Here is a 16,323-nt window from a genome sequence, read left to right as displayed (position 1 = left end):
ATTGTATCAAAACTGAAAGGAGCTTTTTATTTTTTCCCTTATTTGGGAAAATTAATCTTTGACAAATTTTTCGTAGTGTTCTTGATAGTAGGCTACTTGCTCTGGAAGACCTAGTAGGTCAAAAATACGCAAGGCCTCTTGCATCTGCTTACAGCCTTCTTTACACTGTCCTTTTTGGTACAAGGAAAAGCCTTTTAGATAATGGAAAATATTACGCTCATACAGTTTGATCCCTTTACCAATAATCTTCTCTGTATAAGTCTCAAAATAGCTTGCATTTTCGAAAGAAAGATGCTCTAAACAATGCTGGTAACAATTAAGGGCTAAAATCAAGACCAGTTTTCTATGGCGACCAATTTCTTGATAAAATCCCTCCCTCTCCATAACTTCTCTACCAATCCGAGTGACATAGTCCACATCGTAGAAAATATAGAGGTTCCCGAAAAGAATCAACTCATACATGGTCCATTCTTCTGTCTTAAAGAGATAATCTGCTACCTTATCTAAATCATCCTGCTCCATATGATAACTCGAATCTCTTTGACAAATCAGACCTTGTAGCAAAATCCAGTTCAGCTCAAAATAAAGGGGATTCGTCGAACTCTTAGCCTTTTCAAGTTGTTCTCTTTGAAGCTTTTGAAAACCTGCAATATCATTTGAATAGTAAAGGGGCACAATTTGTCCCATCATGGCAACATGTTCATGATAATGGAAATCCCTAGCCTTATCCATGAAATTTTCGATTGTGACATGAATGTTATCCAAAATCTCAAAGAAACGTGAAACTGCTATATCAGACTCCCCAAGCTCAAATCGAGATAACTGGGAGGTTGAACAGGACTCCCCTGCCGCCTCCTTTAAAGAATAATTTCTACTTGTTCGAAATTCACGAAATACTTTTCCAAGATGTTCCATCTTTACACCTGCTCTGATAATTCTTCCCATTCAAGCATGGCTTCTTCCTGACGGTGGCTGATTTTGTCCAGCTCAGCCTGCAATTCCATGAGTTTACCTGCATCGTTTGTTCCCAACATTTGTTCAGAAATGGCTTGGCTTTGACTTTCTAACTCTTCTATTTCAGCTTCTAGATTTTCAATTTGTCGCATGAGTTTGCGAACCTCTTTTTGACTTTCTTTCTGGGCTTGGTAGTCATTGACTGGACTTGCTTCTTTTACTTGATTGCTAGTTGAAGCTTCCAAAGCCTGAGTCATTTCTACTTCTGCTTTCTTCTCAACATAGTAGTCGTAGTCTCCAAGGTAGAGAGTCGAGCCATTCTCAGACAATTCCAAAACATGAGTTGCCACACGATTGATAAAGTAACGGTCATGGCTGACGAATAGAAGAGTTCCATCAAAGTCAATCAGGGCATTTTCCAACACTTCCTTGCTATCAATATCCAAGTGGTTGGTCGGCTCATCCAGAATCAAGAAGTTGTTGTTTTCCATAGACAATTTAGCCAAAAGCAAACGAGCTTTCTCGCCCCCAGACAACATGCCGACTGATTTTTTAACATCATCTCCTGAGAAAAGGAAGGAACCAAGACGATTACGAATTTCAACTTCTGGCGTCAGCTTAAAATCATTCCAGAGTTCATCCAGTACAGTATTACTTGGTGTCAACTTGCTTTGGGTTTGGTCATAGTAACCGACCTCAACATTGGCACCAAAGCGCTTTTCACCCTTGATAAAAGGAATCTGCTCCACAATAGATTTGATAAAGGTTGACTTTCCAATGCCGTTTGGTCCAACAATAGCAACAGCATTCATTTTACGAAGGTCTAGGTTGATAGGCTCTGACAGTACTTCCCCGTCATAGCCAATAGCCGCATTTTCAACAGTCAAGACAACATTACCAGAGCTTTTTTCCGACTGGAAGGTCATATTGGCTGCTTTCTTGCCAGCTTCAGGCTTGTCCAAACGTTCCATTTTTTCTAGTTGTTTACGACGGGATTGGGCACGTTTAGTCGTTGAAGCTCGGACTAGATTGCGGTTGACAAAGTCTTCTAGAGCAGCAATTTCCTTCTGTTGCTTTTCATAATTTTTTGCCTCAGTAGCTAGTTTTTGCTCTTTCAACTCGACAAAACGAGAGTAATTGCCCACATAGCGATCCAAGGAATGCTTGGTCAAATCCAGCGTAATCGTCGCAACCTTGTCCAAGAAGTAACGGTCGTGGCTGACAATAATGAGGGCACCACTATAGTTTACCAAGTAATTCTCTAGCCAGGCTATGGTTTCAATATCCAAGTGGTTGGTTGGCTCGTCCAATACCAAGAGATTGGGCTTTTCAAGAAGCATTTTAGCAAGAGCCAGACGAGTATTTTGACCACCTGAAAGTTCAGCTATTTTCATCTGCCACATAGACTCGTCAAACTTGAATCCATTTAAAATCGCTCGAATATCAGCTTCATAGGTAAAGCCACCTGCTTGGCGAAAACTCTCAGATAAGCGGTCGTAATCTGACATCAGTTTATCCAAATCCTCACCAGACTTTTCTCCCATCTCTAGCTCCATCTGACGAAGTTGTTTCTCCGTACGACGCAAGTCATCAAAGACATGAAGCATCTCATCGTAGATGGTATTTTCAGACTCAAAACGGCTATCTTGGGCTAGGTAAGACAGAGAAATATCTTTTTTCTTATTGATTTCTCCACTAGTTGGCTCCTCTTCTCCAACCAAAATCTTCAAAAGAGTAGACTTACCTGCTCCATTTTTCCCAACAAGGGCAATCCTGTCTCGTTCATCAACCTGCAGGTTGATATTATCAAAAAGAACCTCTCCTGCAAAAGAACGTTCAATTTTATTAGCTTGTAAAATAATCATAAACCTATTTTACTATCTTTTTCTATTTTATACAAATGCAATAAAAAAGTTCAAGTTTAAAACTCGAACTTTTAATATTAATAACCAACCCCCCCACGGAATGTGCGAGCCATATCGTTTAAATCATAGTTCTTAGAAGAAGTGTCAATGGTCCATTTCCCATCTTTTTTACTCATTTTAATTTCATACCCCTCTTTTCTCATACTATCACTAGTATCTAGAGGAGTAGACTCAAATTGGCTTGGAGCATTTTCTAGAATATACTTCTCACCAGCTTTCATAGCTTCTGAATAGTTACCATATTTTCCTTTATTTTCTTCGTAGAATTTACGGCTTAGTTCATAAACATTTAAGTTATCCAAGTCAATTGTTTCTGGTCTTACATAGATAACTGCATAGTCAGGCAAATAAGTTTTTACTTTGTATTCTACCTTTGCTCGTTTAGCATTAGCTTTGATATATCCTTCAGCAAAGGTGCGGAGTTCTGAATCTGAAGGTTTGTAGTTATAAAAACTTTTTCCGAATGATTCTGTAAATTTCTTAATGAATTCTTCCCTATCAGCCTTAACATCATTAGTGAATTCAGCTCCACCATCAGATGATTTTTTATCATCTGCAAGGGGAACAACTTTAGCCTTATTGTCAGTAGTGCTTAGTTTTTTCCCACCACCTGAGCTTTCCCCATCAAGGTAGACCGCATCAACATACTTTTTCATTACTTCTTTAGCTTCATCAATATGATCTTCGTACTTACTTGGATCAACTTTGATAGCTACGTCATTATTCTTATTAGATTTTTCTTTGATATCTTCATAGAAGCTAGGTGCAAAATGAAGCTCATATTTAGCATTTTTATCAACTTCATAGACAACATAGCCAGCTACACTTTTTCCTTTAGAAATACTATCCCCATAATCCATGAATTTAGTTTTACTGTCACTATCATACATTTGAATTGGTTCTACTTTTTCATCTTTTTCATTGTAAAGAGTGATATCGCGGCTAGTGAAACTGAACTGTTTGTCACGATTGTTTTTGATTTCTACTTGAAGTGCAAGATAGTTTGAAGATGAATTTTCATCCTTAGGCAATACAAACATTCCATCTTTAACAGATACTTCAAAGTTAGAATTTGATGCAGTACCGTTGTCGCTGGCTTTTTTCGAAGTTCCACAAGCAACAAGTGCTAAAGCTGATAACAATAAAGCAGAATGCTTAAGAATTTTTTTCATAATAGAATGTCTCCTTTTATTATTACTGATATTATACCATAGGTATAATAATATTCAAAACAGAAAACCGAATGTTTAAAAAAATCTAAAAATTATAGAATTCTTTCTAAAATTGGTGGAACAAATTATAAATGCCTAACTAATCACTAAATGTTTTTTTTAAAATCTATTTCCTATGCTTATACAATAGAAAACCAGAAAACTAAATCTGATAGATATCGTGAGGAAAATGATTTATTAAAGTAGTGACTCTCATGCTAACGTTTTACTAAAACGCTAAAAAGTGCTATAATGTGAACGGTTAAAACAATTTACAAAAAGGAGAATTTCAATGTCTTACCAAGAAAATTACCAGAAATGGGTTGATTTTGCGGAGCTTCCTGACTACCTTCGTCAAGATTTGGAAAATATGGATGAAAAAACGAAGGAAGATGCCTTCTATACAAACCTTGAATTTGGTACTGCAGGTATGCGTGGCCTGATTGGTGCTGGTACAAACCGCATCAACATCTACGTTGTTCGCCAAGCTACTGAAGGATTGGCTCGTTTGATTGAGTCAAAAGGTGGAAATGAAAAAGAACGTGGTGTGGCAATTGCCTACGATAGCCGTCACTTCTCACCTGAGTTTGCCTTTGAATCTGCGGCAGTTCTTGCTAAACACGGCATCAAATCTTACGTATTTGAAAGCCTTCGTCCAACTCCGGAACTCTCATTTGCAGTTCGTCACCTCAACTGTTTCGCAGGTATCATGGTCACAGCCAGCCACAACCCTGCTCCATTTAACGGTTACAAAGTTTACGGTGAAGACGGTGGACAAATGCCTCCACACGACGCGGACGCTTTGACTACTTATATCCGTACAATCGAAAACCCATTTGCAGTTGAAGTTGCTGATGTGGAAACTGAAAAAGCTTCTGGCTTGATTGAAGTTATCGGCGAAGCTGTTGACGTAGAATACCTCAAAGAAGTCAAAGACGTAAACATCAACCCAGCCTTGATTGAAGAATTTGGTAAAGACATGAAGATTGTCTACACACCACTTCATGGTACTGGTGAAATGTTAGCTCGTCGTGCTCTTGCCCAAGCAGGATTTGACTCTGTTCAAGTCGTTGAAGCACAAGCAACTGCTGACCCAGACTTCTCAACTGTAAAATCTCCAAACCCAGAAAGCCAAGCAGCCTTTGCCCTTGCTGAAGAACTTGGTCGTCAAGTTGGTGCAGATGTTCTTGTGGCAACTGACCCTGATGCTGACCGTGTTGGTGTTGAAGTTCTTCAAAAAGATGGTAGCTACCTCAACCTTTCAGGTAACCAAATCGGTGCTATCATGGCTAAATACATCTTGGAAGCCCACAAAAACGCTGGAACTCTTCCAGAAAACGCGGCTCTTTGCAAATCTATCGTATCAACTGACTTGGTAACGAAGATTGCTGAAAGTTACGGCGCAACTATGTTCAACGTCTTGACAGGTTTCAAATTTATCGCTGAAAAAATCCAAGAATTCGAAGAAAAACACAATCACACTTACATGATGGGATTTGAAGAAAGCTTCGGTTACTTGATAAAACCATTCGTACGTGATAAAGATGCTATCCAAGCTGTTCTTGTGGTTGCTGAACTTGCTGCTTACTATCGTTCACGTGGTTTGACTCTTGCTGACGGCATCGAAGAAATCTACAAAGAGTACGGCTACTACGCAGAAAAAACTATCTCTGTTACCCTTTCAGGTGTCGATGGTGCAGAACAAATCAAAACGATTATGGCTAAATTCCGTAACAATGCTCCAAAAGAATGGAACGCAACAGCTATTACGGTCGTAGAAGACTTCAAAGCTCAAACAGCTACTGCTGCTGACGGTACTGTTACAAACTTGACAACTCCTCCAAGTGATGTGTTGAAATACACACTTGCTGACGGTTCATGGATTGCCGTTCGCCCTTCAGGGACAGAACCAAAAATCAAGTTCTACATTGCAGTTGTAGGTGAAACCAACGAAGAATCACAAGCTAAAATTGATAATATCGAAGCAGAAATCAATGCTTTTGTAAAATAAAACACTATAAAAGATGAGACAAACCAATCTCATCTTTTTTTCGTATCAAATCTAAGCAATTTTAGAAACTTTATGGCATACTAGACTTATCAATGAAAGCGAGGTAATCTCATGGAACAATTTTTAGATAACATCAAAGACCTTGAAGTCACTACAGTTGCGCGTGCACAAGAAGCTCTTGATAAAAAAGAAACTGCAACCTTCTTTATCGGTCGCAAAACTTGCCCTTACTGCCGTAAATTTGCTGGTACCTTGGCAGGTGTCGTAGCTGAAACCAAAGCTCACATCTACTTCATCAACAGTGAAGAACCAAGCCAACTCAATGAGTTACAAGAATTCCGCTCACGCTATGGAATTCCAACTGTACCAGGCTTCGTTCACATTGCAGATGGACAAATCAATGTCCGTTGCGACTCTTCAATGTCAGCTCAAGAAATCAAAGATTTCGCAGGATTGTAAAAAAGCCACTCATCGAGTGGTTTTTAAATGGTCAAAATTGCGTTTTTTCAAGCAAATCTTGTATCATTCTATGTAGTTCTTCTATCTTCTCAGATTGCTTCTCAAGTAGTATTCTCTGACTAGACAATTCATCTTGGAGTTTATCAAGTTTTATCTGTTCATCTGGATTATCTTTTACAAAAAAGTTCGTCAAGGCACTCGTTAACATTCCTATTGTTCCAATACCGACAAGCATTAATAAGACAGCTAACCATTTACCAAAAATTGAAGTAGGAATAATATCCCCATAACCCACTGTCGTTACAGTTACAAGAGCCCACCAAAGACTTTCTGAAAAAGATTTTTCTTCAACAACGGATAAAATCGAACTCCCTAGCAATACAATAAAGGAATTGAGATAAAGAATATAAAGTAAGCCATTTGTTCGTAAGAGTCTGCTTACCTTCTTTTCCAGCTTGCCAGTCAATCCAACGATTCTTAAAAGACGAGTCAATTTCAATAATTTTGTCAGTCTTGCTAGTCGAAAGATACGGCCTAATCGAAACACTGTAAAAATAGCATTTAAAGGAAGGATAGCTAGCAGATCAAAAATATTTTCAATTATGAATCGCCATTTCCCTTTACTTAAAAAGAACCGCCAACCATAATCTACCACAAACACAAACCAAAGTAGTAAGTCAATAATACTGTATGGAGGACTGTCTAAATCAATCATCTCAGCAAATCCAAGCAAGACCAAAATAACAGAGATTAAAGCAAGTAAAATAATTGTTGTATCATAATAATCTGCAAAAAACCATTTTTTCTTCAAATTTTACTCTCCTCACTTTCTATACTGTTATTACTCAGCTTTAATTCAATAAATATCTCTCCGATGACCAACTTCTAGAGTAGCAATGACTAATTCATCATCTACAATTTGTACGATAACTCGATAATTACCAATTCTATAGCGCCATTGACCAACGCGATTACCAACCAAAGCCTTTCCGTGTCGTCTTGGGTCTTCCAAAACATTGGTTTGTAAATAGTTTGTAATTAGCTTCTGCGTATAACGGTCCAATTTTTTCAATTGCTTGATGAAACGTCTTGTTGGAACTAATTTATACAAATTATTCATCCTCCAAGCCTAAATCATGAATCATTTCTTCCCAAGTAATGGGTTCAACTCCTTTTTCCAAGTCGTCTAAATACTCTTGATAGGCTAAATCTGCCACACGAGCATCGTATTCATCTTCTAAAGCTTCAAGAGTTTTGGTGCGGATAAGTTCCGACAGGGAAACTCCTTCAAACTTAGCCATTGCTTTCATAAATGTTTTATCAGCTTCAGAAACTTTTAATGTAATAGTAGTCATCTTTTGCACTCTCTTTTTTAATGGTAACACCATTGTATTACTTTTTAGGTGTTCAGTCAATATAAAAAGAACACCTTCTTAGCGTTCTTTCTATATATCTGTTAATGGTGTTGCGGTATCTGGTGAGGTATCATAAACCTTAAAGTCTACTCCTACACCTAAATCAGCTTGCGCCAGCTGATTGACCATGGTCATATGAGCCAGTTCCTTGATATTGTTCTCCTTAGATAAATGCCCGAGGTAGATTTTCTTAGTGCGGTTTCCCATGGTACGAATCATAGCTTCGGCACCGTCCTCGTTAGAAAGGTGACCGAGATCCGATAGGATTCGTTGTTTGAGTCGCCAAGCGTAAGAACCTGCTCGCAAAATCTCTACATCATGGTTGGACTCGATAAGATAGCCATCTGCATTCTCGACAATCCCTGCCATACGGTCACTAACATAACCTGTATCAGTCAGCATGACAAAACTCTTATCATCCTTCATAAAGCGATAGAACTGAGGTGCAACTGCATCATGGCTAACTCCAAAACTCTCAATATCAATATCTCCAAATGTTTTGGTTTTGCCCATTTCAAAGATATGCTTTTGCGAAGAATCCACCTTGCCGAGATACTTGCTATTTTCCATTGCTTGCCAGGTCTTTTCATTGGCATAAAGATCCATACCATACTTGCGAGCCAAAACTCCCACTCCGTGGATATGGTCTGAATGCTCATGTGTAATCAAGATGGCATCCAGGTCCTCGGGTTTACGGTTAATTTCAGCAAGTAGGCTGGTAATTTTCTTACCAGACAAGCCTGCATCCACTAAAAGCTTCTTTTTTGGGGTTTCCAGATAAAAGGAATTTCCACTGGAACCCGACGCTAAAATACTGTATTTAAAGCCTGTTTCACTCATTCTAGTCTTCTACTTCGTCCTCCCATACTTCTTCTTTCACTGCATCCTTATCATAAGGGAGCACAATAGTGAAGGTTGATCCCTTACCGTATTCACTCTTAGCCCAAATAAAGCCCTTATGTTGTTTGATAATTTCTTTAGCAATAGACAGTCCCAATCCTGTTCCACCTTGAGCACGACTTCTGGCACGATCCACACGATAAAAACGGTCAAAAATACGTGGTAAATCCTGCTTAGGAATACCCAAACCTTGGTCTGAGATAGATAAAATCATCTGATCATCAGTTGTCTTCATGGTCACTGTGATTTTCCCACCATCTGGTGAATACTTAATGGCATTGTTAAGAATATTATCAATCACTTGTGTCATTTTGTCTGTATCAATTTCAATCCAGACAGACGTAATCGGATAATCTCTAACCAATTCGTATTTCTTCTCTTCATCTGATCCCCTCATCTTATCAAAACGGTTAAGAATAAAGGTAATAAAGGCTGTGAAGTTAATCAGTTCGACATCTAGATGACTGGTTGCATTATCAATACGTGAAAGATGGAGAAGATCTGTCACCATTCGCATCATACGGTTGGTCTCGTCTAGAGACACCTTGATAAAGTCTGGAGCGACAGGTTCTGACAAGGCTCCCTCATCCAAGGCTTCAAGATAGGATTTTACGCTAGTCAGAGGCGTTCGTAGCTCATGACTAACGTTGGAAACAAAGAGTCTCCGTTCCCGTTCTTCCTTCTCCTGCTCCGTCGTATCATGCAAAACTGCAACCAAACCTGAGATAAAGCCAGACTCTCGACGAACCAAGGCAAAACGTACACGAAGGCTCAGATATTCACCATTGGTATCCTGAGAATCAATCATAAGCTCAGGAACTTGGGTAATCAAATCACGAAGTTCATACTCATCTTCAATCTCAAGCAATTCTAGGATACTTTTGTTTAGAACATCTTCTTTCTGAACACCTAACTGTTTCTTAGCCATGTCATTAATCATGGTAATCTTGCCACGACGATTGGTCGCAAGGACTCCGTCCGTCATATAAGAGAGGATACTATGTAATCGTTTACTCTCTTGTTCCAGATTTTCTTGAGTCAAACGGATTACTTCTGATAAATCATTGAGATTATTGGTAATATTAGTGATTTCAGAGCTTCCCTGCATATCCAATACCTGAGAATAGTCTCCTGCAATCAGGTCTTTCACCTTTTGATTAATTTGCTTCAACCGAATATTATCTCGCCGATTTTCTAGCAAAAGCAAGGTAACAATCAAGATAAAACCCAATAAAATTAAAATGAAGATAAAATCACTAGTAAGAATATTTTTTCTAATAAATTCAATCATTATTTCTCATATAATAACCAACACCGCGACGTGTTAGGATATACTCTGGACGACTTGGTGTATCTTCAATCTTCTCACGCAAACGTCTGATAGTTACGTCAACAGTCCGAACATCTCCGAAATAATCATAACCCCAGACCGTTTCAAGCAAGTGTTCACGCGTAATCACTTGACCGATATGAGAAGCCAAGTGGTACAAGAGCTCAAATTCACGGTGGGTTAAGTCTAGTTCTTCACCGTATTTTTTAGCTACATAAGCATCTGGTACAATCTCCAAGTCCCCAATTTGCAAGGGTTGGGTTTTCTTTTCATCTGACTCTTGATTATCTACAGAAACCAAGTCCGTACGACGAAGAAGAGCTTTAACACGCGCCTGCAACTCACGATTTGAGAAGGGTTTGGTTACATAGTCATCCGCTCCAAGCTCTAAACCGATAACCTTATCAAATTCGCTATCCTTAGCTGAAAGCATGATAATAGGCACACTACTGGTCTTACGAATAGTCTTAGCAACTTCTAAACCATCAATTTCCGGAAGCATCAAATCCAAAATAATAATATCTGGCTGCTCTGCTTCATATTGCTCTAACGCTTCACGACCATTAAAAGCAGTTACAACCTCGTAACCTTCCTTGGTCATATTAAACTTGATAATATCCGAGATTGGTTTTTCATCATCTACAATTAATATTTTTTTCATTTTTTCACCTTTTTCTCTACTATTATATCAAAAAAATAACAAGAAGACACAATAGCTAGTCTTTGCTATTGTCTAAGTTGGCTTGTGCATAAGCCTGCCAGATTTTTTGTTGGGGTTTGGCAAGTGGGTAATTCTTAAACTCTTCTGGTGAAAGCCAGTGAACTTCCCTATCTGAAAAGTTATGAAAGTCAGTCACCTGGCCTGCTACAATTTGAACATGCCACTTGCGATGACTAAAGACATGCTTGACAGTGTCAAAATAAATATCAAGCCAATCAACATCTAAGTCATAATCCTGCTGGAAACTCTCTTCTGGACTGGGACCAAAGTTCACATTTTCTTCTGCAACCTGGTGAAAGAGGTCAAACTGCTCTTCTTGTGAAAAGTTATCTACTTCTACCAGTGGGAAATGCCAAAAACCTGCCAAGAGCTTTTCACTTTCATTTTTTTCAAGTAAAAATTGTCCCTGAGAATTTTTCACAACTAAGGCTTTAAGATAAATGGGAATTGGCTTTTTCTTTGGAGCCTTAATTGGATAACGGTCCATGCTTCCATTCTGATATGCCGCACTAAAGTCCTTAACTGGGCTTTCTTCTGGTCTGGGATTTACAGGCGCCTCAATATCTGATCCCAAGTCCATCAAAGCTTGATTAAAGTCACCAGGCCTTTCTGGGTCAATCAAGATTTCCATCATTGCCTGAAAAATTTTACGATTACTTGGAATCCCAATATCGTGGTTGACTTCAAATAGACGCGCCAAAACACGCATGACATTACCATCTACAGCTGGCTCAGGCAAGTTAAAAGCAATACTGGAAATGGCTCCTGCTGTGTAAGGACCAATCCCTTTCAAGCTGGAAATTCCTTCATAAGTGTTTGGAAATTGACTACCAAAGTCAGTCATAATCTGCTGGGCTGCAGCCTGCATATTACGAACTCGAGAATAATAGCCCAAACCTTCCCAAGCCTTCAACAAACGCTCTTCAGGGGCAGTTGCCAAACTTTCAACTGTTGGAAACCAGGCCAAGAATCGTTCGTAGTAAGGGATAACTGTATCCACCCTAGTCTGCTGGAGCATAATTTCAGACACCCAGATATGATAAGGATTTTTACTTCTACGCCAGGGTAAATCTCTTTTGTTTTCATCATACCAGGTAAGAAGTTTCTCACGGAAAGAAACAATCTTCTCATCCGGCCACATGACGATTCCGTATTCTTTCAAATCTAACATATCTCTAGTATAACACAGAAGACTCTAACTGTCCTTTTCCTAGTATTAAAAAGCCTCTTCCCAAGGGAAAGAGGTTGAATTATTATTGATGAACTGCTTGAGCTGCTGTGATAAGAGTCAACTTGTACACATCATCAGCATTACATCCACGAGAAAGGTCGTTAACTGGCTTGTTCAAACCTTGCAAAACAGGACCTACTGCCGCAAAGCCACCAAGACGTTCTGCCATCTTGTAGCCAATATTTCCTGCCTCGATACCTGGGAAGATGAAGACGTTTGCTTGACCAGCTACTGTACTTCCCGGAGCTTTCAGAGCTGCAGTTTCTGGAACAAATGCCGCATCAAATTGCAACTCACCATCGATTTCAAGGTCAGGGCGCAAGTCATGAGCAATTTTAGTTGCTTCAACAACCTTATCAACGCTTTCTCCAAATCCTGAACCTTTAGTAGAATAGCTTAGCATAGCAATTTTAGGCTCGATTCCAAACATTTTAGCTGTGATTGCTGAGTTAATGGCAATTTCAGCCAAAGCTTCTGCGTCTGGATTAATGTTGATGGCACAGTCTCCAAACAGGTACCGCTCCGTACCACGAACCATGAGGAAGGCACCTGAAGTACGAGTTACATTTGGGCGAGTTTTGATGATTTGAAGGGCTGGACGAACTGTTGAAGCTGTTGAGTGAATCGCTCCTGACACCATTCCATCAACCAATCCTAAGTAAACCAACATAACACCAAAATAGTTGACATCTTCAACCAAAACCTTGCGTGCATCTTCTTCAGACATTTTACCCTTACGACGTTCTACCAAGGCAGCAACCATTTCTTCAAATTTATCGTAGTGTTGAGGGTCGATGACTTCATAACCATCCTCGATGCCTTCGATTTCAAGATAAATTTTAATTTTTTCAGGATTTCCAAGCAAAACAGGAATCACTTCTGTTTCTTTTACCAGGCGTTTAGTTGCTTGAAGAATACGAGGTTCTTCCCCTTCAGGGAGAACGATACGAGCATTTTTACCAACCAGGTTGGCTTTGAGACTTTCAAAAACTTCCATGAGTTTTCTCCTTTAAGATAATAATTATACTCTGAATCATTTTTTATAGAGTATTAGTTGATAACTGGGTAATAAGGTTACTGAAATCATCCGGCAAGGGACTTTCTAACTGCAAGTCTTGCTCTAAAAATGGATGATAAAAGGATAGGTAATGGCAATGCAGGGCTTGGCGCTGAATTCCATCGTCTAGACTACCACCATACAAGTCATCTCCCAACAAAGGAAAACCAATATGAGAAAAATGGACTCGGATTTGGTGGGTTCGTCCAGTATGCAGGCGAATATCAACTAAGTGAATATTCCCATAAGATGCTACAATCTTGTAAGAAGTATGGGCATACTTTCCACCTTTAGCCACCCGTCTGGTGATAATGGAATCTTCATCACGCGCAATCGGAGCAATAATTTCCCCCTCTGACTCCAAGTATCCATCACCTTTAACCAAAGCAAAGTAGCGTTTTTCAATGGACTTCTTCTGCAACTGCTTGTCTAATCGTGCGTGGGCATAGCCGTGCTTGGCAAAGAGCATCAAGCCAGAAGTGTCCCTATCAAGTCTGGTTACAATGTGAACCTGCTGATTTTCATAGTCTTGCTTGACGTAGTAACCCTTGATAAAATTGGCAATGGTATTAGAGTGATTGACACTAGGAATAGAAGCCACTCCATAGGGTTTATTTAAGACTAGAAAATGGTCATCCTCATAGAGAATATCTAATGGTCTCTCGATAGCTTCTAGGGTTTCAAAGCCTTCCTCAGCAGGAATATCGATGATAACTCGGTCTCCAATATCCAATAGATAGGTTGCATTTTGCGGTTGGTCATTGACCAGTATAGCTCCACCTCGAAACTTTATTTTGGCCAGCAACCCCTTAGAAACCTCGTGCTTTTTCAAAAAGGTCTTGACTTTGACATGCTCATCTGCGATAAATTCAAACCTCATTCGTCTACCTCGCCGATAAAAGCGTCCTTAACACGATTCCAGAAACTGGTATGGCTAGGTGATGCGACAAAGTGAATCTTATGATGGTCGATTTGATACTCGATTCGTTCAATATTGCGGAAGGAATAAACGCTATTGTCAACCGAAATAGTATGGTAATCGTTTCTTGTTGGAATAAGTTCAATCTTATCCTTCTTAGGAACAATAATGGACGAACCCAGCGTTCGATAAACACGATTGTTAAGGCTGGCAATTTCCGTCAACTGAAGAGCTTCAATGGTAGGGTGTAAAACAGCTCCACCAAGCGACTTGTTATAGGCTGTGCTACCAGTCGGTGTCGAAACTGTTAGCCCATCTCCACGAAAACGTTCAAAGTGGACGCCGTTAATCACAACATCCGCCACCATGGTTCGATCAGACCTGCGGATACTGGCTTCATTTAGTGCTCTAAAAATCTTCACTTCACCATTTTCAAGAAAGACCTTCACATTCAGAACAGGGTAAGAGACTCTTGCTCCGGTATCTAGCTGCAAATTAGTCACTAGCTTGTCCAACTCAAAATCACGGTAGTCCGTATAGAAGCCCAAATGTCCAGTATGAACACCGATAAAGCGGACCTTATCAAGTTGATTTTCATACTTATGAAAGGCCGACAAGAGCATACCATCCCCACCAATGGAGATGACAATGTCCGGATTGGTATCATTGAGTATAAACTGATTTCTCTTCAAACGATCTCGCAATTCATACAAAACCCTTTGACTCTGCGGTTTTCTATTAGCTATCAGGTCAATTCGTTTACCTGTATTCTTCATCTGTATCGTCACTGTTTCCTACACCGTCATTTAATTTTCTACTCAAAGGATCAAAAAGAGCCTGGGCTTCCTGAATATCATCTCGAATTTTACCCATTTCTTCATCCAACTGATGGGCAATTTTGGCAGTAATTTCCAGTCGCTTCTTAATTTCCTCTGGGAAATCCCCTTGGTACTTGTAGTTGAGAGAATGTTCTATCGTTGCCCAAAAATTCATGGCCAAGGTACGAATTTGAATTTCCGCCAAAATGGTCTTGGCTCCATTGATGGTATCAACCGTATATTCTACTACCACGTGATAGGAACGGTAGCCTGATGCTTTTCGATGAGTAATATAGTCTCGCTCCTGTATGATCCGCATATCCTGACGTTTGCGCAAAATCTCCACTACTTCCTTAACGTCATCTACAAACTGAACCATCACACGCAAACCAGCAATATCTTGCAAATCGTGTTCTAAGGTCGCATAAGTAATGCCACGCCGAGCCATTTTTTCCTTGATGCTCTCAATCGGTTTGACTCGACCAGTCACAAACTCAATAGGAGAATGCTTATTTTGCTTACGATATTGCTTCCGAATACCACGTAGTTTAATTTTTAACTCACCAACAGCTTGAATGTAAGGATCTAGAAATTCTTCCCATTCTAAGGTCATATATTCTCCCTTGTTCTCATATTATCCTTCAAAAATATCTTTGATTTTTTCTCCAGATTCATATACAATAAATACAATGCTATTATATCATATAATCCGCTTTCATAGATAAAGAAAAGGTAAGAAAAATGAAACATTTAGAAATTGAATTGAAAACACTCTTGAAAAAAGATGAATACAATCGTCTAAAATCCCAGTTCACAGACGTCACTCCTGTTCTTCAAAAAAATTACTACATAGACACACCTGATTTTGAGCTGCGAGAAAAGAAAGTTGCTATGCGCATTCGAACCTTTGAAGACTGGGCAGAATTGACACTCAAAGTCCCGCAAAGTGTTGGAAACATGGAATACAACCAAAAATTGCAACTAAAAGATGCTGAAAACTATCTGAGCAAGGAAGAACTTCCTCAAGGGCTAGTACTGGATGAATTGGCGAAACATGGTATTAAAACTAGTGAATGGCAGATTCTTGGTTGTCTAACGACACTTCGCTATGAAATGCAAACAGCTATTGGTCTCATGGCGCTGGATAAAAGTCAGTACTTTGATATGACAGATTACGAATTAGAGCTTGAAGTGGAAAATCACGAGCAAGGGAAACAAGATTTCCAGCAATTTTTAGAGGAAAATCAGATTGATTATCAAAAAGCTCCCTCAAAATTGGTCCGATTTGTCAAAAGCATGAAAAATAGCTGAAATAATCCCCATTTTTTGGTAAAATAGAAAAGATAAAATACAAAAATCCCAGTTCGTATAG

At 39.3% G+C, this 16,323-nt stretch carries 17 protein-coding genes; 3 read left to right on the top strand and 14 right to left on the bottom strand.

The features are described from left to right. Positions 1–51: 51 nt before the first annotated feature. From HMPREF2628_RS09860 to HMPREF2628_RS09850, 3 genes are all read right to left on the bottom strand, one after another. Entirely contained in the window at positions 52–915 is an 864-nt protein-coding gene (locus tag HMPREF2628_RS09860) for an XRE/MutR family transcriptional regulator (RefSeq protein WP_070843094.1), read from the bottom strand. A gap of 2 nt (positions 916–917) precedes the next feature. Further along, complete coding sequence (locus HMPREF2628_RS09855) at positions 918–2,819, bottom strand: ABC transporter ATP-binding protein (RefSeq protein WP_070843050.1); 1,902 nt, start codon at positions 2,817–2,819, stop codon at positions 918–920. 77 nt (positions 2,820–2,896) lie between these two features. Continuing rightward, positions 2,897–4,051, bottom strand: coding sequence for a DUF4352 domain-containing protein (locus tag HMPREF2628_RS09850; RefSeq protein WP_070843049.1), 1,155 nt, complete (start codon positions 4,049–4,051; stop codon positions 2,897–2,899). Positions 4,052–4,382: 331 nt separating this feature from the next. Here HMPREF2628_RS09850 and HMPREF2628_RS09845 point away from each other — a divergent pair, with 331 nt between their 5' ends. Beyond that, the gene (locus tag HMPREF2628_RS09845; RefSeq protein WP_070843048.1) at positions 4,383–6,101 is read left to right on the top strand and encodes a phospho-sugar mutase; all 1,719 of its coding nucleotides are present in this window, start codon (positions 4,383–4,385) and stop codon (positions 6,099–6,101) included. A 111-nt stretch (positions 6,102–6,212) separates the two neighbouring features. Then, positions 6,213–6,560, top strand: a complete 348-nt coding sequence (locus HMPREF2628_RS09840; protein WP_023947468.1) for a thioredoxin — start codon at positions 6,213–6,215, stop codon at positions 6,558–6,560. A gap of 31 nt (positions 6,561–6,591) precedes the next feature. Here HMPREF2628_RS09840 and HMPREF2628_RS09835 read toward each other — a convergent pair whose 3' ends face one another. The 11 genes from HMPREF2628_RS09835 to HMPREF2628_RS09785 form a co-directional block, all read right to left on the bottom strand. Then, positions 6,592–7,371 carry a potassium channel family protein gene (locus tag HMPREF2628_RS09835; protein ID WP_070843047.1) on the bottom strand — a complete coding sequence of 260 codons (780 nt, stop codon included), beginning with the start codon at positions 7,369–7,371 and terminating at the stop codon, positions 6,592–6,594. 45 nt (positions 7,372–7,416) lie between these two features. Beyond that, positions 7,417–7,671: a type II toxin-antitoxin system RelE family toxin gene (locus HMPREF2628_RS09830; protein ID WP_007284771.1), complete on the bottom strand. Its 255-nt coding sequence runs from the start codon at positions 7,669–7,671 to the stop codon at positions 7,417–7,419. Position 7,672: 1 nt separating this feature from the next. After that, positions 7,673–7,915 (bottom strand): type II toxin-antitoxin system RelB family antitoxin, encoded by a 243-nt coding sequence (gene relB / locus HMPREF2628_RS09825; RefSeq protein WP_049521138.1) that lies wholly within the window; start codon positions 7,913–7,915, stop codon positions 7,673–7,675. Positions 7,916–8,005: 90 nt separating this feature from the next. Next, positions 8,006–8,815, bottom strand: coding sequence for an MBL fold metallo-hydrolase (locus HMPREF2628_RS09820; RefSeq protein ID WP_049552631.1), 810 nt, complete (start codon positions 8,813–8,815; stop codon positions 8,006–8,008). 1 nt (position 8,816) lies between these two features. Continuing rightward, positions 8,817–10,166: a cell wall metabolism sensor histidine kinase VicK gene (gene vicK / locus HMPREF2628_RS09815; protein ID WP_070843046.1), complete on the bottom strand. Its 1,350-nt coding sequence runs from the start codon at positions 10,164–10,166 to the stop codon at positions 8,817–8,819. Then, on the bottom strand, positions 10,159–10,866 hold the full coding sequence (gene yycF, locus HMPREF2628_RS09810; RefSeq protein ID WP_000722078.1) for a response regulator YycF: 708 nt from the start codon (positions 10,864–10,866) through the stop codon (positions 10,159–10,161). The genes vicK and yycF overlap by 8 nt, the downstream gene beginning before the upstream one ends. A gap of 55 nt (positions 10,867–10,921) precedes the next feature. Further along, positions 10,922–12,097, bottom strand: a complete 1,176-nt coding sequence (mutY, locus tag HMPREF2628_RS09805; RefSeq protein WP_070843045.1) for an A/G-specific adenine glycosylase — start codon at positions 12,095–12,097, stop codon at positions 10,922–10,924. A gap of 82 nt (positions 12,098–12,179) precedes the next feature. Beyond that, on the bottom strand, positions 12,180–13,154 hold the full coding sequence (gene pta, locus HMPREF2628_RS09800) for a phosphate acetyltransferase (protein ID WP_000451571.1): 975 nt from the start codon (positions 13,152–13,154) through the stop codon (positions 12,180–12,182). A gap of 43 nt (positions 13,155–13,197) precedes the next feature. Then, positions 13,198–14,094, bottom strand: a complete 897-nt coding sequence (locus HMPREF2628_RS09795; RefSeq protein WP_070843044.1) for an RluA family pseudouridine synthase — start codon at positions 14,092–14,094, stop codon at positions 13,198–13,200. Beyond that, positions 14,091–14,909: an NAD kinase gene (locus HMPREF2628_RS09790; RefSeq protein ID WP_000799056.1), complete on the bottom strand. Its 819-nt coding sequence runs from the start codon at positions 14,907–14,909 to the stop codon at positions 14,091–14,093. The genes HMPREF2628_RS09795 and HMPREF2628_RS09790 overlap by 4 nt, the downstream gene beginning before the upstream one ends. Further along, positions 14,893–15,564, bottom strand: a complete 672-nt coding sequence (locus HMPREF2628_RS09785; protein WP_000171682.1) for a GTP diphosphokinase — start codon at positions 15,562–15,564, stop codon at positions 14,893–14,895. The genes HMPREF2628_RS09790 and HMPREF2628_RS09785 overlap by 17 nt, the downstream gene beginning before the upstream one ends. A gap of 128 nt (positions 15,565–15,692) precedes the next feature. On the opposite strand from HMPREF2628_RS09785, the gene HMPREF2628_RS09780 reads away from it, so the two are divergent. Continuing rightward, positions 15,693–16,262 carry a CYTH domain-containing protein gene (locus HMPREF2628_RS09780; protein WP_070843043.1) on the top strand — a complete coding sequence of 190 codons (570 nt, stop codon included), beginning with the start codon at positions 15,693–15,695 and terminating at the stop codon, positions 16,260–16,262. The last annotated feature ends 61 nt before the right edge of the window (positions 16,263–16,323 follow it).

The sequence above is a fragment of the Streptococcus sp. HMSC063B03 genome (genome assembly GCF_001836965.1).
Classification (GTDB): domain Bacteria; phylum Bacillota; class Bacilli; order Lactobacillales; family Streptococcaceae; genus Streptococcus; species Streptococcus pneumoniae_F.
Note: the sequence above shows the minus strand (reverse complement) of the source record. Positions and strands in the feature narration are given on the sequence as shown.

Bases quoted from the DNA above. Each gene is read 5' to 3' on its own strand.
- HMPREF2628_RS09860 (WP_070843094.1), bottom strand. From the start codon at position 915: ATGGAACATCTTGGAAAAGTATTTCGTGAATTTCGAACAAGTAGAAAT.
- HMPREF2628_RS09855 (WP_070843050.1), bottom strand. From the start codon at position 2,819: ATGATTATTTTACAAGCTAATAAAATTGAACGTTCTTTTGCAGGAGAG.
- HMPREF2628_RS09850 (WP_070843049.1), bottom strand. From the start codon at position 4,051: ATGAAAAAAATTCTTAAGCATTCTGCTTTATTGTTATCAGCTTTAGCA.
- HMPREF2628_RS09845 (WP_070843048.1), top strand. From the start codon at position 4,383: ATGTCTTACCAAGAAAATTACCAGAAATGGGTTGATTTTGCGGAGCTT.
- HMPREF2628_RS09840 (WP_023947468.1), top strand. From the start codon at position 6,213: ATGGAACAATTTTTAGATAACATCAAAGACCTTGAAGTCACTACAGTT.
- relB (WP_049521138.1), bottom strand. From the start codon at position 7,915: ATGACTACTATTACATTAAAAGTTTCTGAAGCTGATAAAACATTTATG.
- HMPREF2628_RS09820 (WP_049552631.1), bottom strand. From the start codon at position 8,815: ATGAGTGAAACAGGCTTTAAATACAGTATTTTAGCGTCGGGTTCCAGT.
- vicK (WP_070843046.1), bottom strand. From the start codon at position 10,166: ATGATTGAATTTATTAGAAAAAATATTCTTACTAGTGATTTTATCTTC.
- yycF (WP_000722078.1), bottom strand. From the start codon at position 10,866: ATGAAAAAAATATTAATTGTAGATGATGAAAAACCAATCTCGGATATT.
- mutY (WP_070843045.1), bottom strand. From the start codon at position 12,097: ATGTTAGATTTGAAAGAATACGGAATCGTCATGTGGCCGGATGAGAAG.
- pta (WP_000451571.1), bottom strand. From the start codon at position 13,154: ATGGAAGTTTTTGAAAGTCTCAAAGCCAACCTGGTTGGTAAAAATGCT.
- HMPREF2628_RS09795 (WP_070843044.1), bottom strand. From the start codon at position 14,094: ATGAGGTTTGAATTTATCGCAGATGAGCATGTCAAAGTCAAGACCTTT.
- HMPREF2628_RS09790 (WP_000799056.1), bottom strand. From the start codon at position 14,909: ATGAAGAATACAGGTAAACGAATTGACCTGATAGCTAATAGAAAACCG.
- HMPREF2628_RS09785 (WP_000171682.1), bottom strand. From the start codon at position 15,564: ATGACCTTAGAATGGGAAGAATTTCTAGATCCTTACATTCAAGCTGTT.
- HMPREF2628_RS09780 (WP_070843043.1), top strand. From the start codon at position 15,693: ATGAAACATTTAGAAATTGAATTGAAAACACTCTTGAAAAAAGATGAA.